Source organism: Pseudomonas fluorescens, from assembly GCF_900215245.1.
GTDB classification, from domain to species: Bacteria; Pseudomonadota; Gammaproteobacteria; order Pseudomonadales; family Pseudomonadaceae; genus Aquipseudomonas; species Aquipseudomonas fluorescens.
Genome location: NZ_LT907842.1, coordinates 2,015,576 through 2,037,385 on the forward strand (window position 1 = coordinate 2,015,576; position 21,810 = coordinate 2,037,385).

The 21,810-nt window shown below is 59.7% G+C and carries 20 protein-coding genes and 1 pseudogene; 10 read left to right on the top strand and 11 right to left on the bottom strand.

The features are described from left to right. Nucleotides 1-10: 10 nt before the first annotated feature. From CPH89_RS09520 to CPH89_RS30100, 3 genes and pseudogenes are all read left to right on the top strand, one after another. A complete protein-coding gene (locus CPH89_RS09520; protein WP_053258693.1) occupies nucleotides 11-673 on the top strand; it encodes a hypothetical protein in 663 nt (220 codons plus the stop codon). 183 nt (nucleotides 674-856) lie between these two features. Further along, nucleotides 857-1,601, top strand: a pseudogene (locus tag CPH89_RS09525) (RHS repeat domain-containing protein); the annotation flags it as partial. A 306-nt stretch (nucleotides 1,602-1,907) separates the two neighbouring features. After that, nucleotides 1,908-2,384: a hypothetical protein gene (locus CPH89_RS30100; protein WP_069551175.1), complete on the top strand. Its 477-nt coding sequence runs from the start codon at nucleotides 1,908-1,910 to the stop codon at nucleotides 2,382-2,384. Nucleotides 2,385-2,504: 120 nt separating this feature from the next. On the opposite strand, the gene CPH89_RS09530 is transcribed toward CPH89_RS30100, so the two are convergent. From CPH89_RS09530 to CPH89_RS09540, 3 genes are all read right to left on the bottom strand, one after another. Further along, on the bottom strand, nucleotides 2,505-2,780 hold the full coding sequence (locus tag CPH89_RS09530; protein ID WP_003213368.1) for an HU family DNA-binding protein: 276 nt from the start codon (nucleotides 2,778-2,780) through the stop codon (nucleotides 2,505-2,507). A 191-nt stretch (nucleotides 2,781-2,971) separates the two neighbouring features. Further along, nucleotides 2,972-4,120 (bottom strand): NAD(P)/FAD-dependent oxidoreductase, encoded by a 1,149-nt coding sequence (locus CPH89_RS09535; protein ID WP_053258695.1) that lies wholly within the window; start codon nucleotides 4,118-4,120, stop codon nucleotides 2,972-2,974. 51 nt (nucleotides 4,121-4,171) lie between these two features. Further along, the gene (locus tag CPH89_RS09540; protein WP_053258696.1) at nucleotides 4,172-4,339 is read right to left on the bottom strand and encodes a rubredoxin; all 168 of its coding nucleotides are present in this window, start codon (nucleotides 4,337-4,339) and stop codon (nucleotides 4,172-4,174) included. Nucleotides 4,340-4,534: 195 nt separating this feature from the next. Between CPH89_RS09540 and CPH89_RS09545 the strand changes: the two genes are divergently transcribed. Together CPH89_RS09545 and ubiA are read left to right on the top strand one after the other, a co-directional pair. Then, complete coding sequence (locus tag CPH89_RS09545) at nucleotides 4,535-5,098, top strand: chorismate--pyruvate lyase family protein (RefSeq protein WP_053258697.1); 564 nt, start codon at nucleotides 4,535-4,537, stop codon at nucleotides 5,096-5,098. Next, a complete protein-coding gene (ubiA, locus tag CPH89_RS09550; protein ID WP_053258698.1) occupies nucleotides 5,098-5,988 on the top strand; it encodes a 4-hydroxybenzoate octaprenyltransferase in 891 nt (296 codons plus the stop codon). The genes CPH89_RS09545 and ubiA overlap by 1 nt, the downstream gene beginning before the upstream one ends. A gap of 32 nt (nucleotides 5,989-6,020) precedes the next feature. On the opposite strand, the gene CPH89_RS09555 is transcribed toward ubiA, so the two are convergent. After that, complete coding sequence (locus CPH89_RS09555; RefSeq protein ID WP_053258699.1) at nucleotides 6,021-6,401, bottom strand: COG4315 family predicted lipoprotein; 381 nt, start codon at nucleotides 6,399-6,401, stop codon at nucleotides 6,021-6,023. Between the two features lie 153 nt (nucleotides 6,402-6,554). On the opposite strand from CPH89_RS09555, the gene phoB reads away from it, so the two are divergent. The 3 genes from phoB (at nucleotide 6,555) to CPH89_RS09570 (ending at nucleotide 10,222) form a co-directional block, all read left to right on the top strand. Continuing rightward, a complete protein-coding gene (gene phoB / locus CPH89_RS09560; RefSeq protein ID WP_003195617.1) occupies nucleotides 6,555-7,244 on the top strand; it encodes a phosphate regulon transcriptional regulator PhoB in 690 nt (229 codons plus the stop codon). 81 nt (nucleotides 7,245-7,325) lie between these two features. Beyond that, nucleotides 7,326-8,612, top strand: a complete 1,287-nt coding sequence (gene phoR / locus CPH89_RS09565) for a phosphate regulon sensor histidine kinase PhoR (protein ID WP_207201206.1) — start codon at nucleotides 7,326-7,328, stop codon at nucleotides 8,610-8,612. A 269-nt stretch (nucleotides 8,613-8,881) separates the two neighbouring features. Continuing rightward, nucleotides 8,882-10,222, top strand: a complete 1,341-nt coding sequence (locus CPH89_RS09570; protein ID WP_053258701.1) for a hemolysin family protein — start codon at nucleotides 8,882-8,884, stop codon at nucleotides 10,220-10,222. A 149-nt stretch (nucleotides 10,223-10,371) separates the two neighbouring features. On the opposite strand, the gene CPH89_RS09575 is transcribed toward CPH89_RS09570, so the two are convergent. From CPH89_RS09575 to CPH89_RS09605, 7 genes are all read right to left on the bottom strand, one after another. Further along, on the bottom strand, nucleotides 10,372-11,271 hold the full coding sequence (locus CPH89_RS09575) for a response regulator (RefSeq protein WP_053258702.1): 900 nt from the start codon (nucleotides 11,269-11,271) through the stop codon (nucleotides 10,372-10,374). 168 nt (nucleotides 11,272-11,439) lie between these two features. Beyond that, nucleotides 11,440-12,201 carry a phosphate signaling complex protein PhoU gene (gene phoU / locus CPH89_RS09580; protein WP_053258703.1) on the bottom strand — a complete coding sequence of 254 codons (762 nt, stop codon included), beginning with the start codon at nucleotides 12,199-12,201 and terminating at the stop codon, nucleotides 11,440-11,442. 71 nt (nucleotides 12,202-12,272) lie between these two features. Continuing rightward, nucleotides 12,273-13,106, bottom strand: a complete 834-nt coding sequence (gene pstB, locus CPH89_RS09585; RefSeq protein ID WP_053258704.1) for a phosphate ABC transporter ATP-binding protein PstB — start codon at nucleotides 13,104-13,106, stop codon at nucleotides 12,273-12,275. Nucleotides 13,107-13,297: 191 nt separating this feature from the next. Then, nucleotides 13,298-14,968: a phosphate ABC transporter permease PstA gene (gene pstA, locus CPH89_RS09590; protein ID WP_053258705.1), complete on the bottom strand. Its 1,671-nt coding sequence runs from the start codon at nucleotides 14,966-14,968 to the stop codon at nucleotides 13,298-13,300. A gap of 15 nt (nucleotides 14,969-14,983) precedes the next feature. Continuing rightward, nucleotides 14,984-17,017, bottom strand: a complete 2,034-nt coding sequence (locus CPH89_RS09595) for an ABC transporter permease subunit (RefSeq protein ID WP_169875571.1) — start codon at nucleotides 17,015-17,017, stop codon at nucleotides 14,984-14,986. A 426-nt stretch (nucleotides 17,018-17,443) separates the two neighbouring features. Further along, nucleotides 17,444-18,430 (bottom strand): phosphate ABC transporter substrate-binding protein PstS, encoded by a 987-nt coding sequence (locus CPH89_RS09600; protein WP_053258707.1) that lies wholly within the window; start codon nucleotides 18,428-18,430, stop codon nucleotides 17,444-17,446. Nucleotides 18,431-18,680: 250 nt separating this feature from the next. Then, on the bottom strand, nucleotides 18,681-19,970 hold the full coding sequence (locus CPH89_RS09605) for an MFS transporter (protein WP_053258708.1): 1,290 nt from the start codon (nucleotides 19,968-19,970) through the stop codon (nucleotides 18,681-18,683). A gap of 455 nt (nucleotides 19,971-20,425) precedes the next feature. Here CPH89_RS09605 and CPH89_RS09610 point away from each other — a divergent pair, with 455 nt between their 5' ends. Continuing rightward, entirely contained in the window at nucleotides 20,426-20,830 is a 405-nt protein-coding gene (locus CPH89_RS09610; protein ID WP_003176975.1) for an acyl-CoA thioesterase, read from the top strand. 57 nt (nucleotides 20,831-20,887) lie between these two features. Continuing rightward, the gene (locus tag CPH89_RS09615; protein ID WP_053258709.1) at nucleotides 20,888-21,787 is read left to right on the top strand and encodes a D-hexose-6-phosphate mutarotase; all 900 of its coding nucleotides are present in this window, start codon (nucleotides 20,888-20,890) and stop codon (nucleotides 21,785-21,787) included. Nucleotides 21,788-21,810: the final 23 nt, after the last annotated feature.

Genomic DNA, 21,810 nt, shown 5'->3' on the forward strand with positions numbered 1-21,810 from the left:
ATCAAGGGCTATGGGCATCAATCAAATCATTCTCTCAGAGCAAGACCATAACCTTGGGCAAATTGGCGGAGGAGCTTGGCTGACAGACCTTGCTCTGTGGCCTAAGGATCCGAAAACCGGTCAACTGATGCTACCGGTGATGATGATGACCCCAGCGTTCCTGGGCGTCTCATTTATTCCCGCCGGAATGGCGCTGACAGTGTTCGTTTGCGTTGAGCGAAATGACGAAACCTACACACGTTCTTCGGTACGTCAGCTGACCGTCCATCAACAAAGCGAGATGGACAAGCTTAAACTTGGCCTTAGCTGCGTTCTGCTTCACACGCTGGCAACCTGTGAACTCACACCTACCACGTTGGTTGACCCGATTCCGCGGACGTACATTGCCCAGCAGCCGCTGACTCCCGAACAAATGGAAGAAGAATTGGAGGACTTGGAGTGTGGCGCGGGTATTAGCAAGGTTTTAGGGCGCCCGGCGTGGTTGCAAGACCCTTTGTATGAAAGTCCTCGTTACTATTTTTTAGCTCAGCTAATCGACGCTGACATCGCAAAAATAAGCCCTAGCCACGAAGGAATATTCGGTGGAGGTATCGGCTACATTTTTGCCGATAATCGAGCGAAAAAGATGAAAGAGGGAGATACGGGTGGTTACTTCCTCGTTCAATTCACTTGAGGATGAGTGAGACAGATTGATTTGAATTAACCAGCTAAGTAAATCCGGCCCTTATCCGAGAAGCCACCCGCGTCCATCATCCACCGGCAGGAACGCGATGCGGTCGATCACTTCATGGCCGTCACCTTCACATACCCTGGGTTTCGCCTGCGCACCCAGGGCCAGCTCAGCACCCGAAGCAAATACGACGCCGCCGCCAACCTGCTGGATGGCCCGCAAGCGGGTGCCGGGTTGGTGGTGCATAACAAGCTGCTGACGTATCAGGACAAGCGTTATCGCTACGACGCGTTTGGGCGGATGGTCGAGAAGCGCAGTGCCAAGCGTGGTGTGCAGCGGTTTGCGTATGACGCGGAAAGCCGGTTGGTTGAAGTGCGCAATGAAAGCGGTAGCGTGGTCAGGATGGCGTATGACCCGCTGGGGCGGCGGGTTGAAAAAACCGAGCATGGCAGCGATGGGTATCCGTTGGGGGAAACCCGGTTCATGTGGGATGGGCTGCGGTTGTTGCAGGAGCACAAGCACAGTCAAACCAGTCTTTATGTGTATGAAGACGACGGCGGCTATCAACTGTTGGCCCGCGTCGACGGTGACGGCCCACTGCAGAAAATTCGTTACTACCACAACGACCTGAACGGGTTGCCGGAGCAACTGACCGAAGCTGACGGACACAGCGTCTGGCAGGCGACTTATCGGGTGTGGGGCAACACGCTGGAAGAGGTGCGCGAGCCTTATTACATCGAGGAGCAAAATCTACGGTTTCAGGGGCAGTATCTGGACCGCGAGACGGGGCTGCATTTCAATACGTTCAGGTTTTATGATCCGGATGTGGGGCGGTTTACCACTCCCGACCCGGTGGGGTTGGAGGGAGGTTTCAACCTCTACCAATACTCACCGAACCCCCTTACATGGATCGATCCATGGGGGCTGAAGACCTGCTATCACAAGAGAACGAAGAGTGAGATCAAAAAAATACGCGCCAACTTCGACAAAAAAGGTGGTGCCAAAGAGAAGTACATGAAAAAAATGGCCAAAGACCCCAAATCACTTCAGAAATATGGTCCGGCCGGGGTAGATAGAATGAAAAAAGGCCAAGTTCCCGAGGGCTTTGACGTGCATCATAAAAAGCCAATATTCAGGGGTGGCAATAACCGCCAGAGCAACCTTGAACTCATGGACAAGTCCTACCACAAAGCTAATAGCAAAGCCCTGCATTGGTATCCTGAAGGGGAAAATCCATATGGACTCAATTAATAACGCCCGATGCCAGCTCTGCAAAGAGACATTTGAGCTGGACGCGAAGCAACAACAATTCATTGCACCGCTCCTTGCAAAAGGCCAGCGTTTTATCATGATTGAGTGCCCTTCCTGCGGTTCTTCAACGCAATACGTGAAGGCTGAGCAACCCCCAATCACAGCACCGCAGCCTGCCAATTATCGGTGCCCGATTAGCCAATGCGCCGGCTGGGTTGATCTGATTGATGAGCAATCCCCGCCCTTTTGGGGCTGTGGCGAGTGCGGCAGTGTTTGGTATGAAGGAAAAAACCTACAAAAAGAAATTACAGCAATCATGAACTTGTATCCGTATAGAGCCAGCAGCTACAAGCAATTAAATGGAGAATGGATTCCCGGGAATTTAAACTCAGAACCTGCGAACTACGAAGAGCTCGTCGCAAAAGAATCGCCAGACGGGCATGACGAGTTAGTTCGGGGATAAACGTGACGACGCCAAGATGCATTGAAAGCTGTGATTACACAGCCCAACAAAAATGGGCACCCAACCCAGTCGGCGTGCCCATTTTCTTACCAACCCGCCTCCCTTCAGACGGTCCTGCTCTTACGGGTTGACGCTGTCTTTGAGCGACTTACCCGGCTTGAACGCAACGGTGTTGCTCGCCTTGATCTTCACAGGCTCACCGGTTTGCGGGTTTTTGCCGGTGCGGGCGCCGCGGTGGCGTTGCAGGAAGGTGCCGAAGCCAACCAGTGTGACGCTGTCCTTGCGGTGCAGGGCGCCGGTGATTTCTTCGAGAACGGCGTTGAGGACGCGGTTGGCCTGTTCTTTGGTGAGATCCGCTTTTTCAGCGATGGCGGCTGCGAGTTCTGGTTTACGCATAAGTGAAGCCTCTTTGACGGTTTTTTGTTGTTATGTCCGTGCTGCTCTCTTATGGAGCAACGCCCAAGGCGCCGCAGGCTCTACTCTGCGGCAGACGGGAGTGAGGATGGCATGCCCTCGCACGCTCCGCCAGTCTCGCGGCGACCTTTCTAGAGCGAAAAACAGGGTTATTCCGACAGAACGACCGGTATTTACGCCAGCAACGGCGGAAGTTCTTTGTTCAAGGCCAGTTTTTCCATAACCGCACTGCCGGTCAGCGCGTAACCCAGCAGGCGGCCGCTGGCGTCGCGGCACAAGGCCTTGATGTCGGCGCCCTGCCCTTCGACGCTCCACACACCTTCGGTGCCGCGTGGCGGGGGCGAGACTACCAGCGGGCAGATCGGGGTTTTCACGGTGATCGGCATCGGCCCATAGCTGACCGCCGTAGCGTTGCCAGCCAGGGTCTGGGCCAGGGCGCGGGCGCAGCTCATCAGTGGCATCACGTAGAGCAGGTTGAGGCCGTCAACCTCGGCGCAGTCGCCCAGGGCGTAGATGTTGGCGTGGGAGGTCTTGAGGTGGCGGTCCACCATGATTCCACGGTTGATTTGCAGGCCGGCAGCGGCGGCAAGGTCGATGCGCGGGCGCAGGCCGATGGCCGAGACCACCAGGTCGCAGTGGATGACCTCACCGTCCGACAGGTGCGCTTCCAGGCCGTCAGCGCTGCGCTGCAGGCGGTTGAGCACCGGGCCCAGGTGGAAACGCGCACCAAGGCCTTCCAGGCCGGCTTGCACTGCTGCAGCGGCGGCGGGATGCAGCAGGGTCGGCATGACCTGCTCGCACGGCGCCACCAGGTCGATTTCGTAACCGCCGAGGATCAGGTCGTTGGCGAACTCGCAGCCGATCAGGCCGGCGCCCAGCACCAGCACGCGGCGCTTGCCGGCGGCAGCGGCGCGAAAGCGGGCGTAGTCTTCGAGGTCGTTGATCGGGAAAATCAGCTCAACCCCATCACCTTCAACCGGAACGCGCACAGTTTCTGCGCCCCACGCCAGGATCAGGTCGCGATAGGCCACCGCTTCCTCGCCGATCCACAGGCGCTTGTGGCCTGGGTCGATGCCGCTGATGCGCGTGTGGGTGCGCACTTCGGCCTTGAGTTGCTCGGCCATGGCACCGGGTTCAGCCATGCTCAGGCCATCGGCTTCCTTGTTCTTGCCAAAGCCGGTGGAGAGCATGGGCTTGGAGTAGGAGCGCCCATCATCCGCGGTGATCAGCAGCAATGGGGTCTCGCTGTCGAGCTTGCGAAACTCCCGGGCCACGTTGTAACCGGCCAATCCTGTGCCGATGATCACGACAGGTGCGTTCATTCCTTTCTCCTTGTAGTACGTTTCTTAAACTCAGTGCTTAAATTCGAGGCATTAACCGATTTCGATCATTTCGAAATCCATTTTGCCCACACCGCAGTCCGGGCACAGCCAATCTTCAGGGACGTCCTGCCACTGCGTGCCCGGTGCGATACCGTCATCCGGCCAGCCGTCTTTTTCGTCATAGATCAGGCCGCAGACTACACATTGCCACTTCTTCATTACTTGCTTCCTCAGGGTCCAGGCATCTTGGCCGACGGTCGATAGACCTACGTTGCCGTGCGGCTCAGGGCGTTTTGTACTGATCGGGGCCGGCAGATGCAAGCACGATCGACGCATGGGGCCGGTTCAGCACGGCAAAAGCCCAGGACGCCATGGTAAGCTCGCAGCCTCTTTTGCTGCCAATACTGACTCACCGTGCCGCACTCAATCGCCCTTCCCGATGCTTGCCAATGGCTGACCCAGAGCCTTCTGAGCCCTTTGCCCGCGCCTTTGACCCTCGATTGGCTGTTCGACGAAGGCTCACTGACGCGCCGGCTCACGCGGCTGTCCAACGATGAGTTCAGCGTCACGCCGCTGTTCGAAGGCTGGCAGCCGTTGCGCGAGGATGAATGTGCGGCGCTGGGCCTGGCCCCGGCCACTGTCGGTTGGGTGCGCGAGGTGTATCTGCGCGGGCATGCCCAGCCGTGGGTGTTCGCCCGCAGCGTGGCGGCGCGCAGTGCCCTGCAGGGCGACGGGTTGCATATGGACGCGTTGGGCAGCCGTTCGTTGGGCGAGTTGCTGTTTTGCGATCACGCCTTCACCCGCCAGCCCATCGAGGTGTGCCATTACCCACGGCAATGGCTGCCGAGCGCGGACCAGGCCGACGGCTTGTGGGGGCGCCGCTCACGCTTTGATCGCGGGCCGCTGAGTGTGCTGGTGGCGGAAATTTTCCTGCCGAGCTTCTGGCACGCGTTGCATGACCATCCGGAGAACTGCTGATGTATCAACGCCTGCTTAAATCCTTGAACCGCCTGAACCCCAGGGCCTGGGATTTCATTCAGTTGACCCGCATGGACAAGCCCATCGGCATCTACCTGCTGTTATGGCCAACACTGTGGGCGCTGTGGATCGCCGGCAAGGGCTCGCCGTCCTTGATCAATATCGTGATTTTTGTACTGGGTGTGGTGCTGACCCGCGCCGGGGGCTGCGTGATCAATGACTGGGCAGACCGCAAGGTCGACGGCCATGTGAAACGCACCGAGCAACGCCCGCTGGTAAGCGGCAAGATCAGCGCCAAAGAGGCACTGGTGTTTTTCGCCGTGTTGATGGGCGTCAGTTTCCTGCTGGTGCTGCTGACCAACGCCACCACCATCCTGCTGTCCCTCGGCGGTTTGGCGCTGGCGGCGAGCTACCCGTTCATGAAGCGCTATACCTATTACCCGCAAGTGGTGTTGGGCGCGGCGTTTTCGTGGGGCATGCCAATGGCGTTCACCGCCGAGACGGGCCACCTGCCTGCCACTGCGTGGCTGCTGTACATCGCCAATTTGCTGTGGACGGTGGGTTACGACACGTATTACGCGATGACCGACCGCGACGATGACTTGAAGATCGGGGTGAAATCCACGGCCATTCTGTTTGGCGATGCCGACCGCGTGATCATCCTCACCCTGCAAGGCCTGTCACTGGCCTGCCTGTTGCTGGCGGGCGCGCGGTTCGAGCTGGGAGGCTGGTTCCACCTTGGATTGCTGGCGGCGGCGGGCTGTTTTGCCTGGGAGTTCTGGTACACCCGCGACAAAGACCGCATGAAATGCTTCAAGGCGTTTTTGCACAACCACTGGGCCGGGTTGGCGATTTTTGTCGGGATCGTGGCGGATTACGCGTTTCGATGAGGGGCCAGGCCCCTCATCGCCAGCGGGTTTAACTAAGGCTTGGCGACCTTCCAGGCGCCGTCCATTTTGCCTTCACCGGTCATGTCACCGGCCTTCTTGTCCATGACGAAGGTGTAGAGCGGTTTGCCGCTGTAGGCCCACTGGCTCTTTTGATCGTCACGGGTGATGACGGTCCATTTGCCCATCGGCTTGTCGGTGGATTCGGCCATCAACGGCGGCCAGTTGGTGGCGCACTTGTCGTTGCACATGGACTTGTCACCAGAATCCTTGGCGAAGGTGTAGAGCGTCATACCCTTGTGGTCCACCAACATGCCGTCTTTGGTCATCGCAGGCTCGGCCGCAAACGCCAGTGTCGGCAGCGTCAACGCCGCCGTTACCAGCAGGGCTTTCCAGGAAAAAGTACTGTAAGTCATCGGAACCTTCCTTTTGTGGTTGTCAGGATTCGGACCCAAAGGGTAGTCCAGAGTGCCGAGAATTGCCCAAGCGACTAAATTACTGTCACACGACTGCAATAATTCCGTTATCTAATGCGGCGCAAGACAGTTAAATGACAAGAGGATTTAGGCATGGTTGGCAGGAGCATTCTGATCGTTGACGACGAAGCGCCCATTCGCGAGATGATCGCCGTTGCGTTGGAAATGGCCGGCTATGACTGCCTGGAGGCGGAGAACTCCCAGCAGGCCCACGCCATCATTGTCGACCGCAAGCCGGACCTGATCCTGCTCGACTGGATGCTGCCCGGCACATCCGGTATCGAACTGGCCCGCCGCCTCAAGCGTGACGAGCTGACCGGGGATATCCCGATCATCATGCTCACCGCCAAGGGTGAAGAGGACAACAAGATCCAGGGCCTGGAAGTTGGCGCTGATGACTACATCACCAAGCCATTTTCCCCACGTGAACTGGTCGCCCGTCTGAAAGCTGTATTGCGCCGCGCCGGCCCTACCGATGGCGAAGCGCCGATCGAAGTCGACGGCCTGATTCTGGACCCGATCAGCCACCGCGTGACCATCGACGGCAAGCCGGCCGAGATGGGCCCGACCGAATATCGCCTGCTGCAATTTTTCATGACCCACCAGGAGCGCGCCTACACCCGTGGCCAATTGCTCGACCAGGTGTGGGGCGGCAATGTGTACGTGGAAGAGCGCACCGTGGACGTGCATATCCGCCGCCTGCGCAAAGCCTTGGGCGATGCCTACGAGAATCTGGTACAAACCGTGCGCGGCACCGGCTACCGCTTTTCCACCAAAGGCTGAGCCAGCCCTTCCCTTCCTTAACAGCTGACAAGGACGCATGTTTAAGTGAACCAGAACTGGCATGGCACCCTGATCCGCCACATGCTGCTGTTGATCACCGGCTGCCTGGTGGTAGGCCTGGTCAGCGGCTATTACGGCTGGAGCCTGGCCGTCGGTATCGGCCTGTATCTGGGCTGGACGCTCAAACAGCTGCTCCGCCTGCATGAATGGCTGCGCCAACACAAACCCGATGAAGCACCACCCGATGGCTACGGCCTGTGGGGCGAGGTGTTCGACAGCATCTACCACCTGCAACGCCGCGACCAACGGGTACGCGGGCGCCTGCAAGCGGTGATCGACCGTGTGCAGGAGTCCACCGCCGCGCTCAAAGACGCGGTAATCATGCTCGACAGCGACGGCAACCTGGAATGGTGGAACCGCGCCGCCGAGACCCTGCTGGGCCTCAAGACGCCTCAGGACAGTGGCCAGCCGGTGACCAACCTGGTGCGCCACCCGCGCTTCAAAGAGTATTTCGAGCAGGAAAACTACGAAGAAGCCCTGGAAATCCCTTCGCCCACCAACGACCGTGTGCGTATCCAGCTGTACCTGACCCGCTACGGCAACAACGAACACCTGATGCTGGTGCGCGACGTCACCCGCATCCACCAGTTGGAACAAATGCGCAAAGACTTCGTCGCCAATGTGTCCCATGAGCTGCGCACGCCGCTGACGGTGATCTGTGGCTACCTGGAGACGCTGCTGGACAACGTCGACGAGATCAACCCGCGCTGGAGCCGAGCCCTGCAACAGATGCAACAGCAAGGTTCACGCATGCAGACACTGCTCAACGACCTGCTGTTGCTGGCCAAGCTTGAGGCCACCGACTACCCGTCGGACAACCATCCGGTGGCGGTGCAAAGCCTGTTGCAGACCATCAAGAACGACGCCCAGGCGCTTTCCGGTGAACGCGGGCAGCAGATCAGTCTGGAAGCCGACCCGCTGGTTTTGCTCAAAGGCAGTGAGGGCGAGTTGCGCAGCGCTTTTTCCAACCTGGTGTTCAACGCCGTGAAGTACACCCAGGACAAGGGCAATATCCGCATCCGCTGGTGGGCCGACGAGCACGGCGCACACCTGAGCGTGCAGGATTCCGGTATCGGCATCGACGCCAAGCACCTGCCCCGCCTGACCGAGCGCTTCTACCGCGTCGACTCCAGCCGCAACTCCAACACCGGCGGCACCGGGCTGGGCCTGGCCATCGTCAAACACGTGCTGCTGCGCCACCGTGCACGGCTGGAAATCAGCAGCGTGCTGGGCCATGGCAGCACCTTTACCTGCCACTTTCCGCCAGCGCAGGTGACCCGCTCGCGGGTGATCGACACCGAGGAATAACCCGAAAACGACGCTGGACTAAGTGTGGGAGCGGGCTTGCTCGCGAAGGCAGCAGGTCAGCTATGAATGTGTTGGCTGACCCACCGCCTTCGCGAACAAGCCCGCTCCCACATTGGACATGCCGCGTGTGGACGTATGTATTCCAGGCCCCGCCCGGCAGCGGGCACTAGGCAAGCGCCCCGCCAGCCGCTACATTGGCCGACTTGCGGCTGCTTTTCAGGCCCTCCTGTCATCCCTCATTGAACACACGGAACCTGCAAAACCCCATCATGGACCCTTCCCCTGGTATCACCCTCGCCACACTCTTCGCCGACTTCGGCATGATTCTTTTTGCACTGATCCTGGTACTGCTCAACGGTTTCTTCGTTGCGGCGGAATTTGCCATGGTCAAATTGCGCGCCACTCGGGTCGAGGCCATCGCCCACAAAAACGGCTGGCGCGGGCAGATCCTGCGCACCGTGCACAGCCAGCTCGACGCCTATCTGTCGGCCTGCCAGCTGGGTATCACCCTCGCCTCCCTGGGCCTGGGCTGGGTCGGTGAGCCGGCCTTTGCGCACATCCTCGAGCCGTTGCTGGGCGCCGTGGGCGTGCAATCGCCTGAGGTGATCAAGGGCGTGTCGTTCTTTGCCGCCTTCTTCGTGATTTCTTACCTGCACATCGTGGTCGGTGAATTGGCACCCAAATCCTGGGCGATTCGCAAACCCGAGTTGCTGTCGCTGTGGACGGCAGTGCCGTTGTACCTGTTCTACTGGGCGATGTACCCGGCGATCTACCTGCTCAACGCCAGCGCCAACGCCATCTTGCGTATCGCCGGCCAAGGCGAGCCTGGCCCACACCATGAGCACCATTACAGCCGCGAAGAACTCAAGCTGATCCTGCACTCAAGCCGTGGCCAGGACCCGAGCGATCAGGGCATGCGCGTGCTCGCCTCTGCGGTGGAAATGGGCGAACTGGAAGTGGTGGACTGGGCCAACTCCCGGGAAGACCTGGTGACCCTGGACTTCAACGCCCCGCTCAAGGAAATCCTGGCGCTGTTCCGCCGTCACAAATTCAGTCGCTACCCGGTGTACGACGCGGTGCGCAACGAGTTCGTCGGCCTGCTGCACATCAAGGACCTGCTGCTGGAACTGGCGGCCCTGGACCACATCCCCGAGTCGTTCAACCTGGCCGAGCTGACCCGCCCGCTGGAGCGCGTGTCGCGGCACATGCCGTTGTCGCAGTTGCTGGAGCAGTTCCGCAAAGGCGGCGCGCACTTCGCCCTGGTGGAAGAAGCCGATGGCAAGATCATCGGCTACCTGACCATGGAAGATGTGCTGGAAGTGTTGGTCGGCGATATCCAGGACGAACACCGCAAGGCCGAGCGCGGCATCCTCGCCTACCAGCCGGGCAAACTGCTGGTGCGTGGCGATACGCCGCTGTTCAAGGTGGAACGCCTGCTGGGCGTCGACCTGGACCACATCGAAGCCGAAACCCTGGCCGGTTTGATCTACGACACCCTCAAGCGGGTGCCGGAAGAGGAAGAAGTGCTGGAAGTTGAAGGCTTGCGCATCATCATCAAGAAGATGAAAGGGCCGAAGATCGTGTTGGCCAAGGTGCTGTTGCTCGATTGAGCAACAACACCTTCGGCTAAACACTGAAGATCAAAATGTGGGAGCGGGCTTGCTCGCGAAAGCAGGGTGTCAGTCATCGAAGATGTTGACTGATACACCGCCTTCGCGAGCAAGCCCGCTCCCACATTGGTTATGGGGCGCGGTGTAGATCACGCACCCGGCACAAAATGCTTCTGCGCCGTGCCGCGCGCGATCAGGCGGGAGATGTAGTCGAGCTTCTGCGCATCCTGGTCGATAAACCGGAAGGTCAGTTGCAGCCAGTCGCTGTCCGGCCTCGGCTCGTAGGCGACGATCGCGTGCAGGTAGCCGTTGAGGCGTGCGACTTCGGCGTTGTCGCCTTGCTCAAGGTCCAGTACCGCGCTTTCCAGCACCTGAGGCAGCACTTCACCGCGACGCACCACCAGCAGCGCCTCCTTGATGCTCAGCGCCTTGATCACACATTGCTGGGTGCCGCTGGACAGGCGCAGTTGGCCCTGGCCACGCCCACCTGCCGGCGAAGCAGCCGGAGCCGCCTGCACCGGCTGGCTGTTAAGCAGGCCTTTGCTCGGCGCCGCCACAGGAGCAGCTTTGACCGCTTCAGGCTTGCCGCCAGTCAAGGCGCTCAGGGAGTCGTTGCCAAAGGCCGAGTTCATCTTGGTCGGCGCGCTGGCGACCAGCGCGTCGAGGCGGCCGATCTTGTGCAGGGCCTGTTTGACCTTGTTCAGCAACTGCTCGTTGGTGAACGGCTTGCTGACATAGCCGGAAACCCCGGCCTGAATCGCCTGGACCACGTTTTCCTTGTCGCCACGGCTGGTCACCATCACGAAGGGCATGGCCTTCAAATGGGCTTGCTCACGGCACCAGGTCAGCAGCTCAAGACCGGACATCTCGGGCATTTCCCAGTCGCACAGCACCAGGTCGAAGGTCTCGCGCATCAGGATGGTTTGCGCCTTTTTGCCGTTCACCGCGTCTTCAATCTTGATCCCGGGGAAGTAGTTGCGCAGGCACTTCTTCACCAGGTCGCGGATAAACGAGGCGTCATCCACCACCAACACACTGACTTTACTCATCGACCCTTCATCCTATAAAAACTTCGGCACACAAAACGCCTGACTGATGGCATTTTGCCAAAACTCGCTGGTCGCAGAAGGACTATATTGCTCCTGCTGCGCAAAATATTCAGATACCGCAAACGAAAACGCCCGACCAAAGGCCGGGCGTTAATTTCTCGGGCAACCTTACTTATCGTCAGATTCGCCCGGAACATTAGGGATTTGATCGGCCGTGCCTTCAACTTCGGCTTTCATGCGCTTGAGCCCCATGTGCCGTACGTCGGTACCGCGCACCAGGTAAATCACCAGTTCCGAGATATTGCGCGCGTGGTCGCCGATCCGCTCCAGAGAGCGTAGCACCCAAATAATGTTCAAGACCCGCGAGATAGAGCGCGGGTCTTCCATCATGTAGGTGGCCAGCTCGCGCAGTGCAGTCTTGTATTCGCGGTCGATGGTCTTGTCGTACTGCGCCACCGACAACGCCAGCTCGGCGTCGAAACGGGCAAAGGCGTCGAGAGCGTCGCGCACCATGTTACGCACCTGGTCACCGATATGGCGCACTTCCACATAACCGCGCGGTGCTTCGCCTTCTTCGCACAGCTGGATGGCGCGGCGGGCGATTTTGGTGGCTTCGTCGCCAATACGCTCCAGGTCGATTACCGACTTGGAGATGCTGATGATCAAACGCAAGTCAGACGCCGCCGGTTGGCGACGCGCCAGAATGCGCAGGCATTCTTCGTCGATATTGCGTTCCATCTGGTTGATCTGGTCATCAATCTCGCGCACTTGCTGGGCCAGGCCAGAGTCGGCCTCGATCAGCGCAGTGACGGCATCGTTGACTTGCTTCTCCACCAGCCCGCCCATCGCCAGGAGGTGGCTGCGCACTTCCTCAAGCTCGGCGTTGAACTGCGCGGAGATGTGATGGGTAAGGCCTTCTTTGCTAATCATGTTGGCGTCCTTGGAACGTCCGGTAAGGTGCGGAGAACCGCAGCATTCAGTGCAATCAGAACCACCGCATACTAGCCGTAGCGACCGGTGATGTAGTCTTCGGTCTGCTTCTTCGCCGGATTGGTGAACAGGGTATCGGTGTCGCCGAACTCCACCAGTTTGCCCATGTACATGAACGCGGTGTAGTCGGAAACCCGCGCCGCCTGTTGCATGTTGTGGGTCACGATGACGATGGTGAACTTGGACTTGAGCTCGTAGATCAGCTCTTCGACTTTCAGTGTCGAGATCGGGTCAAGTGCCGAGCACGGTTCGTCGAGCAGCAAGACTTCCGGTTCCACGGCGATGGTACGCGCGATCACCAGACGCTGCTGCTGGCCGCCGGACAGGCCGAGTGCCGAATCGTGCAGGCGGTCTTTGACCTCTTCCCACAGCGCCGCGCCTTTCAGGGCCCACTCCACCGCTTCGTCGAGGATGCGTTTTTTGTTGATGCCCTGGATACGCAGGCCGTAGACCACGTTTTCGTAGATGGTCTTGGGGAACGGGTTCGGCTTCTGGAACACCATGCCCACACGACGGCGCAGCTCGGCCACGTCCTCGCCCTTGCGGTAGATGTTGCTGCCGTAGAGGTTGATTGCACCTTCTACGCGGCAACCGTCCACCAGGTCATTCATGCGGTTGAACGTGCGCAGCAGCGTGGACTTGCCGCAGCCGGACGGGCCGATAAAGGCGGTCACGCGCTGCTTGGGAATGTTCATGCTGACATCGAACAGCGCCTGCTTTTCACCGTAGTACAGGCTCAAGCCCGGTACTTCGATGGCCACGGTTTCCTGGGCCAGGCTCAGGCTCTGCTTGTCGCGACCCAGGGCCGACATGTTGATGCCGTGGGTAGGGGTTTCATGTTGCATGGGATGCTCCCTGTGCTACCAATTCGTTGTGTTGGACCGCCGGGGCGGTCTACTCAAAAATCTGTGTGTTACGCGGTCCATGTGGGAGCGGGCTTGCTCGCGAAAGCGGTGGGTCAGCCAGCACATGTGTTTCTGATACACCGCATTCGCGAGCAAGCCCGCTCCCACATTTAGTCCGCGTTCAATTCAGATCAGCTGTCCAGCGCCTTGTATTTTTCGCGCAGGTGGTTACGAATCCACACCGCCGACAGGTTGAGCGTGGCGATCACCAGCACCAGCAGCAAGGCGGTGGCGTATACCAGCGGTCGTGCGGCTTCGACGTTGGGGCTCTGGAAGCCGACGTCATAAATATGGAAGCCCAAGTGCATGATTTTCTGGTCCAGGTGCAGGTACGGGTAGTTGCCATCCAGCGGCAGCGACGGTGCCAGTTTCACCACACCGACCAGCATCAGCGGCGCCACTTCACCGGCGGCACGGGCCACGGCGAGGATCATGCCGGTCATCATCGCCGGGCTGGCCATTGGCAGCACGATCTTCCACAGCGTTTCCGCCTTGGTCGCGCCCAGTGCCAACGAACCTTCACGCACCGTGCGAGGAATCCGCGCCAGGCCTTCCTCGGTCGCGACAATCACCACCGGCACCGCCAGCAACGCCAGGGTCAGCGAAGCCCACAACAGGCCAGGCGTACCGAAGGTCGGCGCCGGCAGAGCTTCAGCGAAGAACAAACGGTCGACCGAGCCACCCAGTACATACACAAAGAAGCCCAGGCCGAACACGCCGTAGACGATGGCCGGTACGCCGGCCAAGTTGTTCACGGCGATACGGATAATGCGGGTCAGGGCGTTCTGCTTGGCGTATTCACGCAGGTACACCGCCGCCAGCACCCCGAACGGGGTCACGATCATCGCCATGATCAGGGTCATCATCACCGTGCCGAAAATCGCCGGGAAGATCCCGCCTTCGGTGTTGGCTTCCCGTGGGTCGTCGCTGAGGAATTCCCAGACCTTGCTGAAGTAGAAGCTGACCTTGGTCAGCGTGCCCATGGCGTTCGGCTGGTAGGCATGCACCACTTTGCCGATGCCGATTTCGACTTCTTTGCCGTTGCCGTCGCGAGCGGTCAGGCTGTCGCGGTTGAACTGGGCGTGCAAGTCGGCCAGGCGCGCTTCGACGTCCTTGTAGCGGTTGTTCAGTTCGGCGCGGCCCGAATCCATGTCCGCTTGGGCGGTAGCATCGAGCTTACCTTCCAGCTCCAGCTTGCGACCGTGCAGACGGATGCGCTCCAACCCGGCGTTGATCGCGCCGATATCGGTTTTTTCCAGGCTCTTGAGCTGGGCAGCCAACTTGTTCACGCGGTCGACGCGGGCTTGCAGCTCCGGCCACGCAGCCTCGCCTTCGGCGATCACCTTGCCATCCTGCTTAACGTTGACCAGCGTGCCGTAGAAGTTGCCCCACTCACGGCGCTCGATGGTCATCAGATTGGCAGGCTTGGTCTGGTCCTTGAGCCACTCGCCGACGATCCAGGTGAAGTCGTTGCCGTTCAAGTCACGGTTGCCGACCTTGATCAGCTCGCGGGTCATGAATTCCGGGCCTTGGTCCGGTACCGGCAGGCCAGCGCTTTTCAGGCGCTCGCGGGGTACTTCTTCCTTCTGCACCACTTCACCGATGACGATATGGTTTTCCTGGCCCGGCACGGTGTAGTTGGCCTGGATCAGGTCAGCCGGCCAGAAGTGGCCCAAACCGCGCACGGCAATCACAGCCAGCAAACCAATGGTCATGATGACCGCGATGGACACCGCGCCACCGCTGATCCAGACGCCGGGAGCGCCGCTCTTGAACCATCCATTCAGGGAGTTCTGTTTCACAGACTTCTACCTTTCTTAAAGCGACGAGTATTTCTTGCGCAGACGCTGACGAATCAGCTCGGCGAGGGTGTTCATGATGAAAGTGAACAGCAGCAGCACCAGCGCCGAGAGGAACAGCACGCGATAGTGACTACCACCGACTTCCGACTCAGGCATTTCCACTGCAACGTTGGCCGCCAGGGTGCGCAGGCCTTCGAACAGGTTCATCTCCATCACCGGGGTGTTACCGGTGGCCATCAGCACGATCATGGTCTCGCCGACGGCGCGCCCCATACCGATCATCAGCGCCGAGAAAATCCCCGGGCTGGCGGTCAGGATGACCACGCGCGTCATGGTCTGCCATGGCGTGGCGCCCAAGGCCAGGGAGCCCAGGGTCAGGCCGCGCGGCACGCTGAACACGGCGTCTTCGGCGATGGAGTAGATGTTCGGGATGACCGCAAAGCCCATGGCCAAACCGACGACCAGGGCGTTGCGCTGGTCGTAGGTGATACCCAGGTCATGGGAGATCCACATGCGCATGTCGCCGCCGAAGAACCAGGTTTCCAGGTACGGGCTCATGTACAGCGAGAGCCAGCCCACAAACAGGATCACCGGAATCAGAATGGCGCTTTCCCAACCGTCGGGCACACGCAGGCGGATCGACTCAGGCAGGCGGCTGAAGATAAAACCGGCGACCAGGATACCAATCGGCAACAGCATCAGCAGGCTGAAGATCCCCGGCAGATGCCCTTCCACATACGGCGCCAGGAACAGGCCGGCGAAGAAGCCGAGGATCACCGTCGGCATCGCTTCCATCAGTTCGATCACCGGCTTGACCTTGCGGCGCAGGCTCGGGGCCATGAAGTAAGCGGTGTAGATCGCAGCGGCGACAGCCAGTGGCGCGGCCAGCAGCATGGCGTAGAACGCGGCTTTCAGCGTACCGAAGGTCAGCGGCGCCAGGCTCATCTTAGGTTCGAAGTCGGTGTTGGCGGCCGTCGATTGCCAGACGTATTTAGGCTCGTCGTAGTTCTCGTACCAGACCTTGCTCCACAGCGCGCTCCAGGACACTTCCGGGTGCGGGTTGTCCAGTAGCAGTGGTTGCAGCTTGCCACCGGCTTCGACGATCACACGGTTGGCACGTGGCGACATGCCGAACACGCCTTGGCCATCGACCACCGGGTCGACCAACAGGGTGCGGTGCGCGGTGCTGTGGAACACGCCGAACTTGCCGGACGCATCGAGCGCCGTGAAGCCTTTGCGACGTTCTTCAGCGGTGATTTCCACAATCGGCGTAGTGCCCATCTGGAAAGTACGGATCTGCTTCAGACGCTGTTCGCCATCCGGGTCGCGCGCCATGAACCACTGCGCCAGGCCACCCTTGGAGTTGCCGACGATCAGCGAGATACCGCCCACCAGCTGGGTGCTGGCGGTGATTTCGGCGTCGCCGTCTTCGAGCAGTTTGTAGCGCCCGTTGAGGCTCTTGTCGCGCAGGCTGAACACATCCGCCAGGGCGCGACCGTTGATCACATACAGCCACTGCTGGCGTGGGTCGATGAAGATCGCCTTCACCGGCTCGGTCATTTGCGGCAGCTCGATACGCTTCTGCTCGCTGGTGACTTCGCCCGTCATCATGTTTTCTTCACGGCTCAGGGCCAGCACGTTCAAGTGCGAACCGGCCGAACCGGCGACCACCAGCGACGAGTCGGTGGCATTGAGGGCGACGTGCTCCAATGGACGACCGGCGTCATCGAGCACGATGGGCGTTTCGCCGTAAGGGTATTCAACCGCAGGCGTAATGGTTTTCTTGCCGTCCGGGTAGGACACCTTATAGGTGTGGCGGAACACCAGGGATTGGCCATTCGACAAGCCGAGGATCACCAGCGGGCTGCCCGGCTGGTCTTCACCAATCGAGGCAACACTTGTGCCTGCCGGAAGCGGCAAGTCGACACGCTTGAGCTCGGCACCCGTGTCCACATTAAAGAACAGCGCCTGGCCCTTGTCGGAAACCCGCATGGCGACCTGGTTCTGTTCTTCGAGGGAGATCATCAGCGGCTTGCCGGCGTCCTGAATCCAGGCGGGCGTCAGCGCGTCTTCCTTGGTCAGCGAAGCACCTTGGAACAACGGCGCAACGACATAAGCGAGGAAGAAGAAAATCAGGGTGATGGCGCCGAGGACGGCGAGGCCGCCGATCAACACGTACCAACGGGTCAGGCGATCTTTAAGCGCGCGAATACGGCGCTTGCGTTGCAGCTCAGGCGTATTGAAATCAATGCGCTTGGGGGGAGAAGTCGTCGTCATGGTGGAATTGGCCAGATCATTCATGCGCACACCCTAGCGATCCTGTATGACAGAAAGATGACAATGCAGTGACGCAAGAAATCCGCCGCGGAGCAGAGCTGGCAGCGGACTAAAAAATAAGAGGTGTAGACGGTGAGTGGAGGAGCGGGTTTGCCCGCTCCCACAGAACAACATGCGTCTACACCAGGTCTTGCAGGCTTAGTTGCCTTCTTTCAAACCCAGGTCAGCCAGGGCCTTGGCGGCAACTTTGGCTGGCAGTGGGATGTAGCCGTCTTTGACGACCACTTCCTGGCCCTGTTTGGACAGAACCAGTTTCACGAACTCAGCTTCCAGCGGGGCCAGAGGCTTGTTCGGGGCTTTGTTGACGTACACGTAGAGGAAACGCGACAGCGGGTATTTGCCGTTCAGGGCGTTTTCTTCGCTGTCTTCGATGAAGTCAGTGCTGCCTTTCTTGGCCAGGGCCACAGTCTTCACGCTTGCAGTCTTGTAGCCGATGCCCGAATAACCGATGCCGTTCAGCGAGGAGCTGATCGACTGCACGACCGAAGCCGAGCCTGGTTGTTCGTTCACGTTTGGCTTGTAGTCGCCTTTGCACAGGGCTTCTTCTTTGAAGTAGCCGTAGGTGCCGGATACCGAGTTACGACCGAACAGTTGCACCGGCTTGTTGGCCAGGTCGCCGGTCACACCCAGGTCGCCCCAGGTTTTCACGTCGGCTTTAGCACCGCACAGACGAGTAGACGAGAAGATCGCGTCGACTTGTTCCATGGTCAGGTGCTGGATTGGGTTGTCCTTGTGCACGAACACGGCCAGGGCATCCACAGCCACCGGGATAGCGGTTGGCTTGTAGCCGTACTTCTGCTCGAAGGCCGCCAGTTCGGTGTCCTTCATTTTGCGGCTCATCGGGCCCAGGTTAGAGGTGCCTTCAGTCAGCGCAGGAGGTGCAGTGGCGGAGCCGGCAGCCTGAATCTGAATGTTGACGTTCGGGTATTCCTTTTTGTAGGACTCAGCCCACAGGGTCATCAGGTTAGCCAGGGTGTCGGAACCAACGCTGGACAAGTTGCCCGAGACACCGGTGGTCTTGGCGTAAGCCGGAATTGCCGGGTCAACACCAGCGGCCACCGCGTGGGCGGTCGCAACGCCAGCAGCGACAAAAGTCATTGCCGCCATCAAACGCTTCAGTTTCATGCCTTGCTCCTAGCAGATAGGGATAGTTGGATCGGGGCCAAGTATCGGTAGGCCGTGTGAACACTCTATGTCTGCAATGTGACAATTAGATGAAAGGCCAGCATTTATGAAAAACCTGACAGGAAGGGCAAAGGTCAATAAATTCGGGGCTTGCGAGGAGGTTGAAGCGCTTGAAGCGGTGTTTCAGAAATACTCTGTAATCTATGAGCGTTCCTACGCAGCTGCGTAGGAACGCCCCTCAAATGGCGGCTTACCGCCCACGCTTCCACAGGTACCCACCCACCAACGTCCCCATGACACACAGCACGGCGACATAGTAAGCAGGGCCCATTGGGCTTTCCTTCATCAGCAGCGACACCGCCAACGGCGTCAAACCACCAAATACGGCGTAGGCGACGTTGTAGGAAAACGACAAGCCGCTGAAGCGCACGACGGGTGGGAAAGCTTTCACCATCACGTAAGGCACCACGCCGATCACACCGACAAACAGGCCCGTCAGGGTGTACAGCGGGAAGAGCCAGTTCGGGTGATCGATCAGGCTGTGGTACAGCGTCCACGACGTCGCCAACAGCAACAAGCAGCCAATAACCAGCACACGGCCGGCGCCAAAGCGGTCGGCCAGGGCGCCGGAGGCGATGCAGCCCAGGCTGAGGGTGACGATGGCCAGGCTATTGGCTTGCAGCGCAATGGTCGGGCTGAAGTGATAGACGGTTTGCAGCACCGTCGGGGTCATCAGGATGACCACGACAACACCGGCCGACAGCAACCAGGTCAGCAACATCGACAGCACGATGGCGCCACGGTGGTCGCGCAATACGGCGCGCAGGGGCAGCTCGGCAGCCAGGGTTTTGCGTTGCTGCATTTCGGCGAAGATCGGCGTTTCATGCAACCAGCGGCGCAGGTAAACCGAGAGCAGGCCGAACACGCCACCCAGCAGGAACGGGATTCGCCAGGCGTAATCCGACACTTGCTCCGGGCTATAAAGGCTGTTGATGGCGGTAGCCACCAGCGAGCCAAGCAGGATGCCGGCGGTGAGGCCGCTGGTCAGGGTGCCGCAGGCGTAGCCGATATGGCGCGGCGGTACGTGTTCGGAGACGAACACCCAGGCGCCGGGTACTTCGCCGCCAATCGCCGCGCCCTGGATAACGCGCATCAACAGAAGCAGGAGTGGCGCCCACAGGCCGATCTGCGCATAGGTCGGCAGCAGGCCCATGATCAAGGTCGGCACGGCCATCATGAAGATGCTCAAGGTGAACATCTTCTTGCGACCCAGCAAGTCGCCGAAGTGCGCCATGATGATGCCGCCCAACGGCCGCGCCAGGTAGCCGGCGGCGAAGATGCCGAAGGTCTGCATCATGCGCAGCCATTCCGGCATGTCCACAGGGAAAAACAGTTTTCCGACCACGGTGGCGAAAAACACAAAGATGATGAAGTCGTAAAACTCCAGCGCCCCGCCCAAGGCAGACAGTGACAGGGTTTTGTAGTCGTTGCGGGTCAGCGGGCGCGACGGTTGCGCACTGCTTGCGGGCACGGAGGACATGGCAAGGCTTCTCTTATAGTAGTGACGGCAAGCCCGGGACTTGCGGCGGGTCTGGCAAGATAGCAAATCGCTTGAAAAAGCACAGCGCCCACCGAATAACAGTTTAAAGGCGTGCGTTATTCCTCGTTCCTGCGCTTTATTTGCCACCAGAAGCACAGTTACGCGAAAAAGCCGCATTACAGCCGCGATTTGCCGACCAAATGAGTGCCGGGAGGTCGTCGTGGCGCCAGGGTCTCGATATACTCGGCCCGTGCAAGCGCCAAACCCGCTGTCTTGACGGGCTGCTGTGCCAAAACGTCGTTGGGTGCCATCCAGCCGATTTGGCAGAGTTTCCCTTTAGTACGCCTTATGAGAAACGTATCGAGCGGTGTATGTTGGTGCTGAAACGTTTTTCCGGAAGACGGCTATCCACTTGAAATACCCATGAAGCGTCACGGGTCAGAGGCACCCTCGGCATGATCGAACTCGAACAAGAAGATCCTATCCCGCAAGGCGATCTCGCTCTGCAAATCACCGCCCTGCCGCGTGAAACCAACGGTTTTGGCGATATTTTCGGCGGCTGGCTGGTCGCGCAGATGGACTTGGCCGGCACGGCCATGGCCAGCAAGGTCGCCGGCGGCCGCGTGGCCACCGTGGCCATTGATCGCATGGCATTCCTGGTACCGGTGGCAGTGGGCGCGCAATTGTCCTTCTATACCCAGGCCCTGGAAATCGGCCGCAGTTCGATCCAGATGATGGTCGAAGTCTGGAGCGATGACCCGCTGTCCAGCGAATGGCGCAAGGTCACCGAGGCGGTGTTTGTGTTCGTCGCCATCGATGGCAGCGGCCGCACGCGCTCGGTGCCGTCACGCGCACGTTAAACCTCGCTGGGTTTTGACGGTCAATTGCCCCATTGCCTGCCATCAAGAGTGCTTTGTATGCCTACGCCCCACGTTGAAACCGTGAAAGTCGACGAGCTGGACTGCTGGCGCATCCGTCACAACGGCGCCGAACTGCAGGTGGCCCAACAGGGCGCGCATATCTTCAGTTACCAGCGCCAGGGCGAGCAGCCGTTGATCTGGCCGAACCCCGAGGCGGTGTTCAAACAAGGCAAAGGCATCCGTACCGGCGTGCCGGTGTGCTGGCCGTGGTTCGGTGTGTTCGACCGCAACCCGCACAGCGTAAAAGCGATGCGCCAGAGCGATCAACCTGCCGGCGCCCACGGTTTTGTACGGACCGCGCGCTGGGAATTGGCCGGGACCACGATTGAAGGCGATGCATTGCGCGTCGACCTGGTATTGCCGGTGCCTGCGGGCGGTTTTCCCGGCTGGCCCCATCAGGTCGACCTGAAGCTGAGCCTGCTGCTCGACGATCAACTGCATATCCACCTGACCAGCCACAACCGTGGCACCGATACGGTAAGCCTCAGCCAGGCGCTGCACACCTATTTCGCCGTGAGCGACGTGCGCAACGTACAGGTCGAAGGCCTGGATGGGCTGGCGTATATCGATACCGCCGACGGCTGGAGCAACAAACAGCAATCCGGTTTGCTGCACTTCACGGCCGAGACCGACCGTATCTACCTCAATACCCCGGCGCAGTTGAACATTGTCGATAAAGACTGGCAGCGCCGCCTCCAGTTGACCAGCCGGGGCTCGAACTCGACGGTGATCTGGAACCCCTGGACCGAGCGCGCCAAGGCGTTCGACGACATGGCCGATGATGGCTGGCAGGGCATGTTGTGCATCGAGACAGCAAATGTGCTGGATGATGTGGTGAGCCTGGCGCCGGGTGAAAGCCATACTTTGGGCGTGAGCATCACCCGTATCGCCCTGTAGTAAACGCTGATCAAAATGTGGGA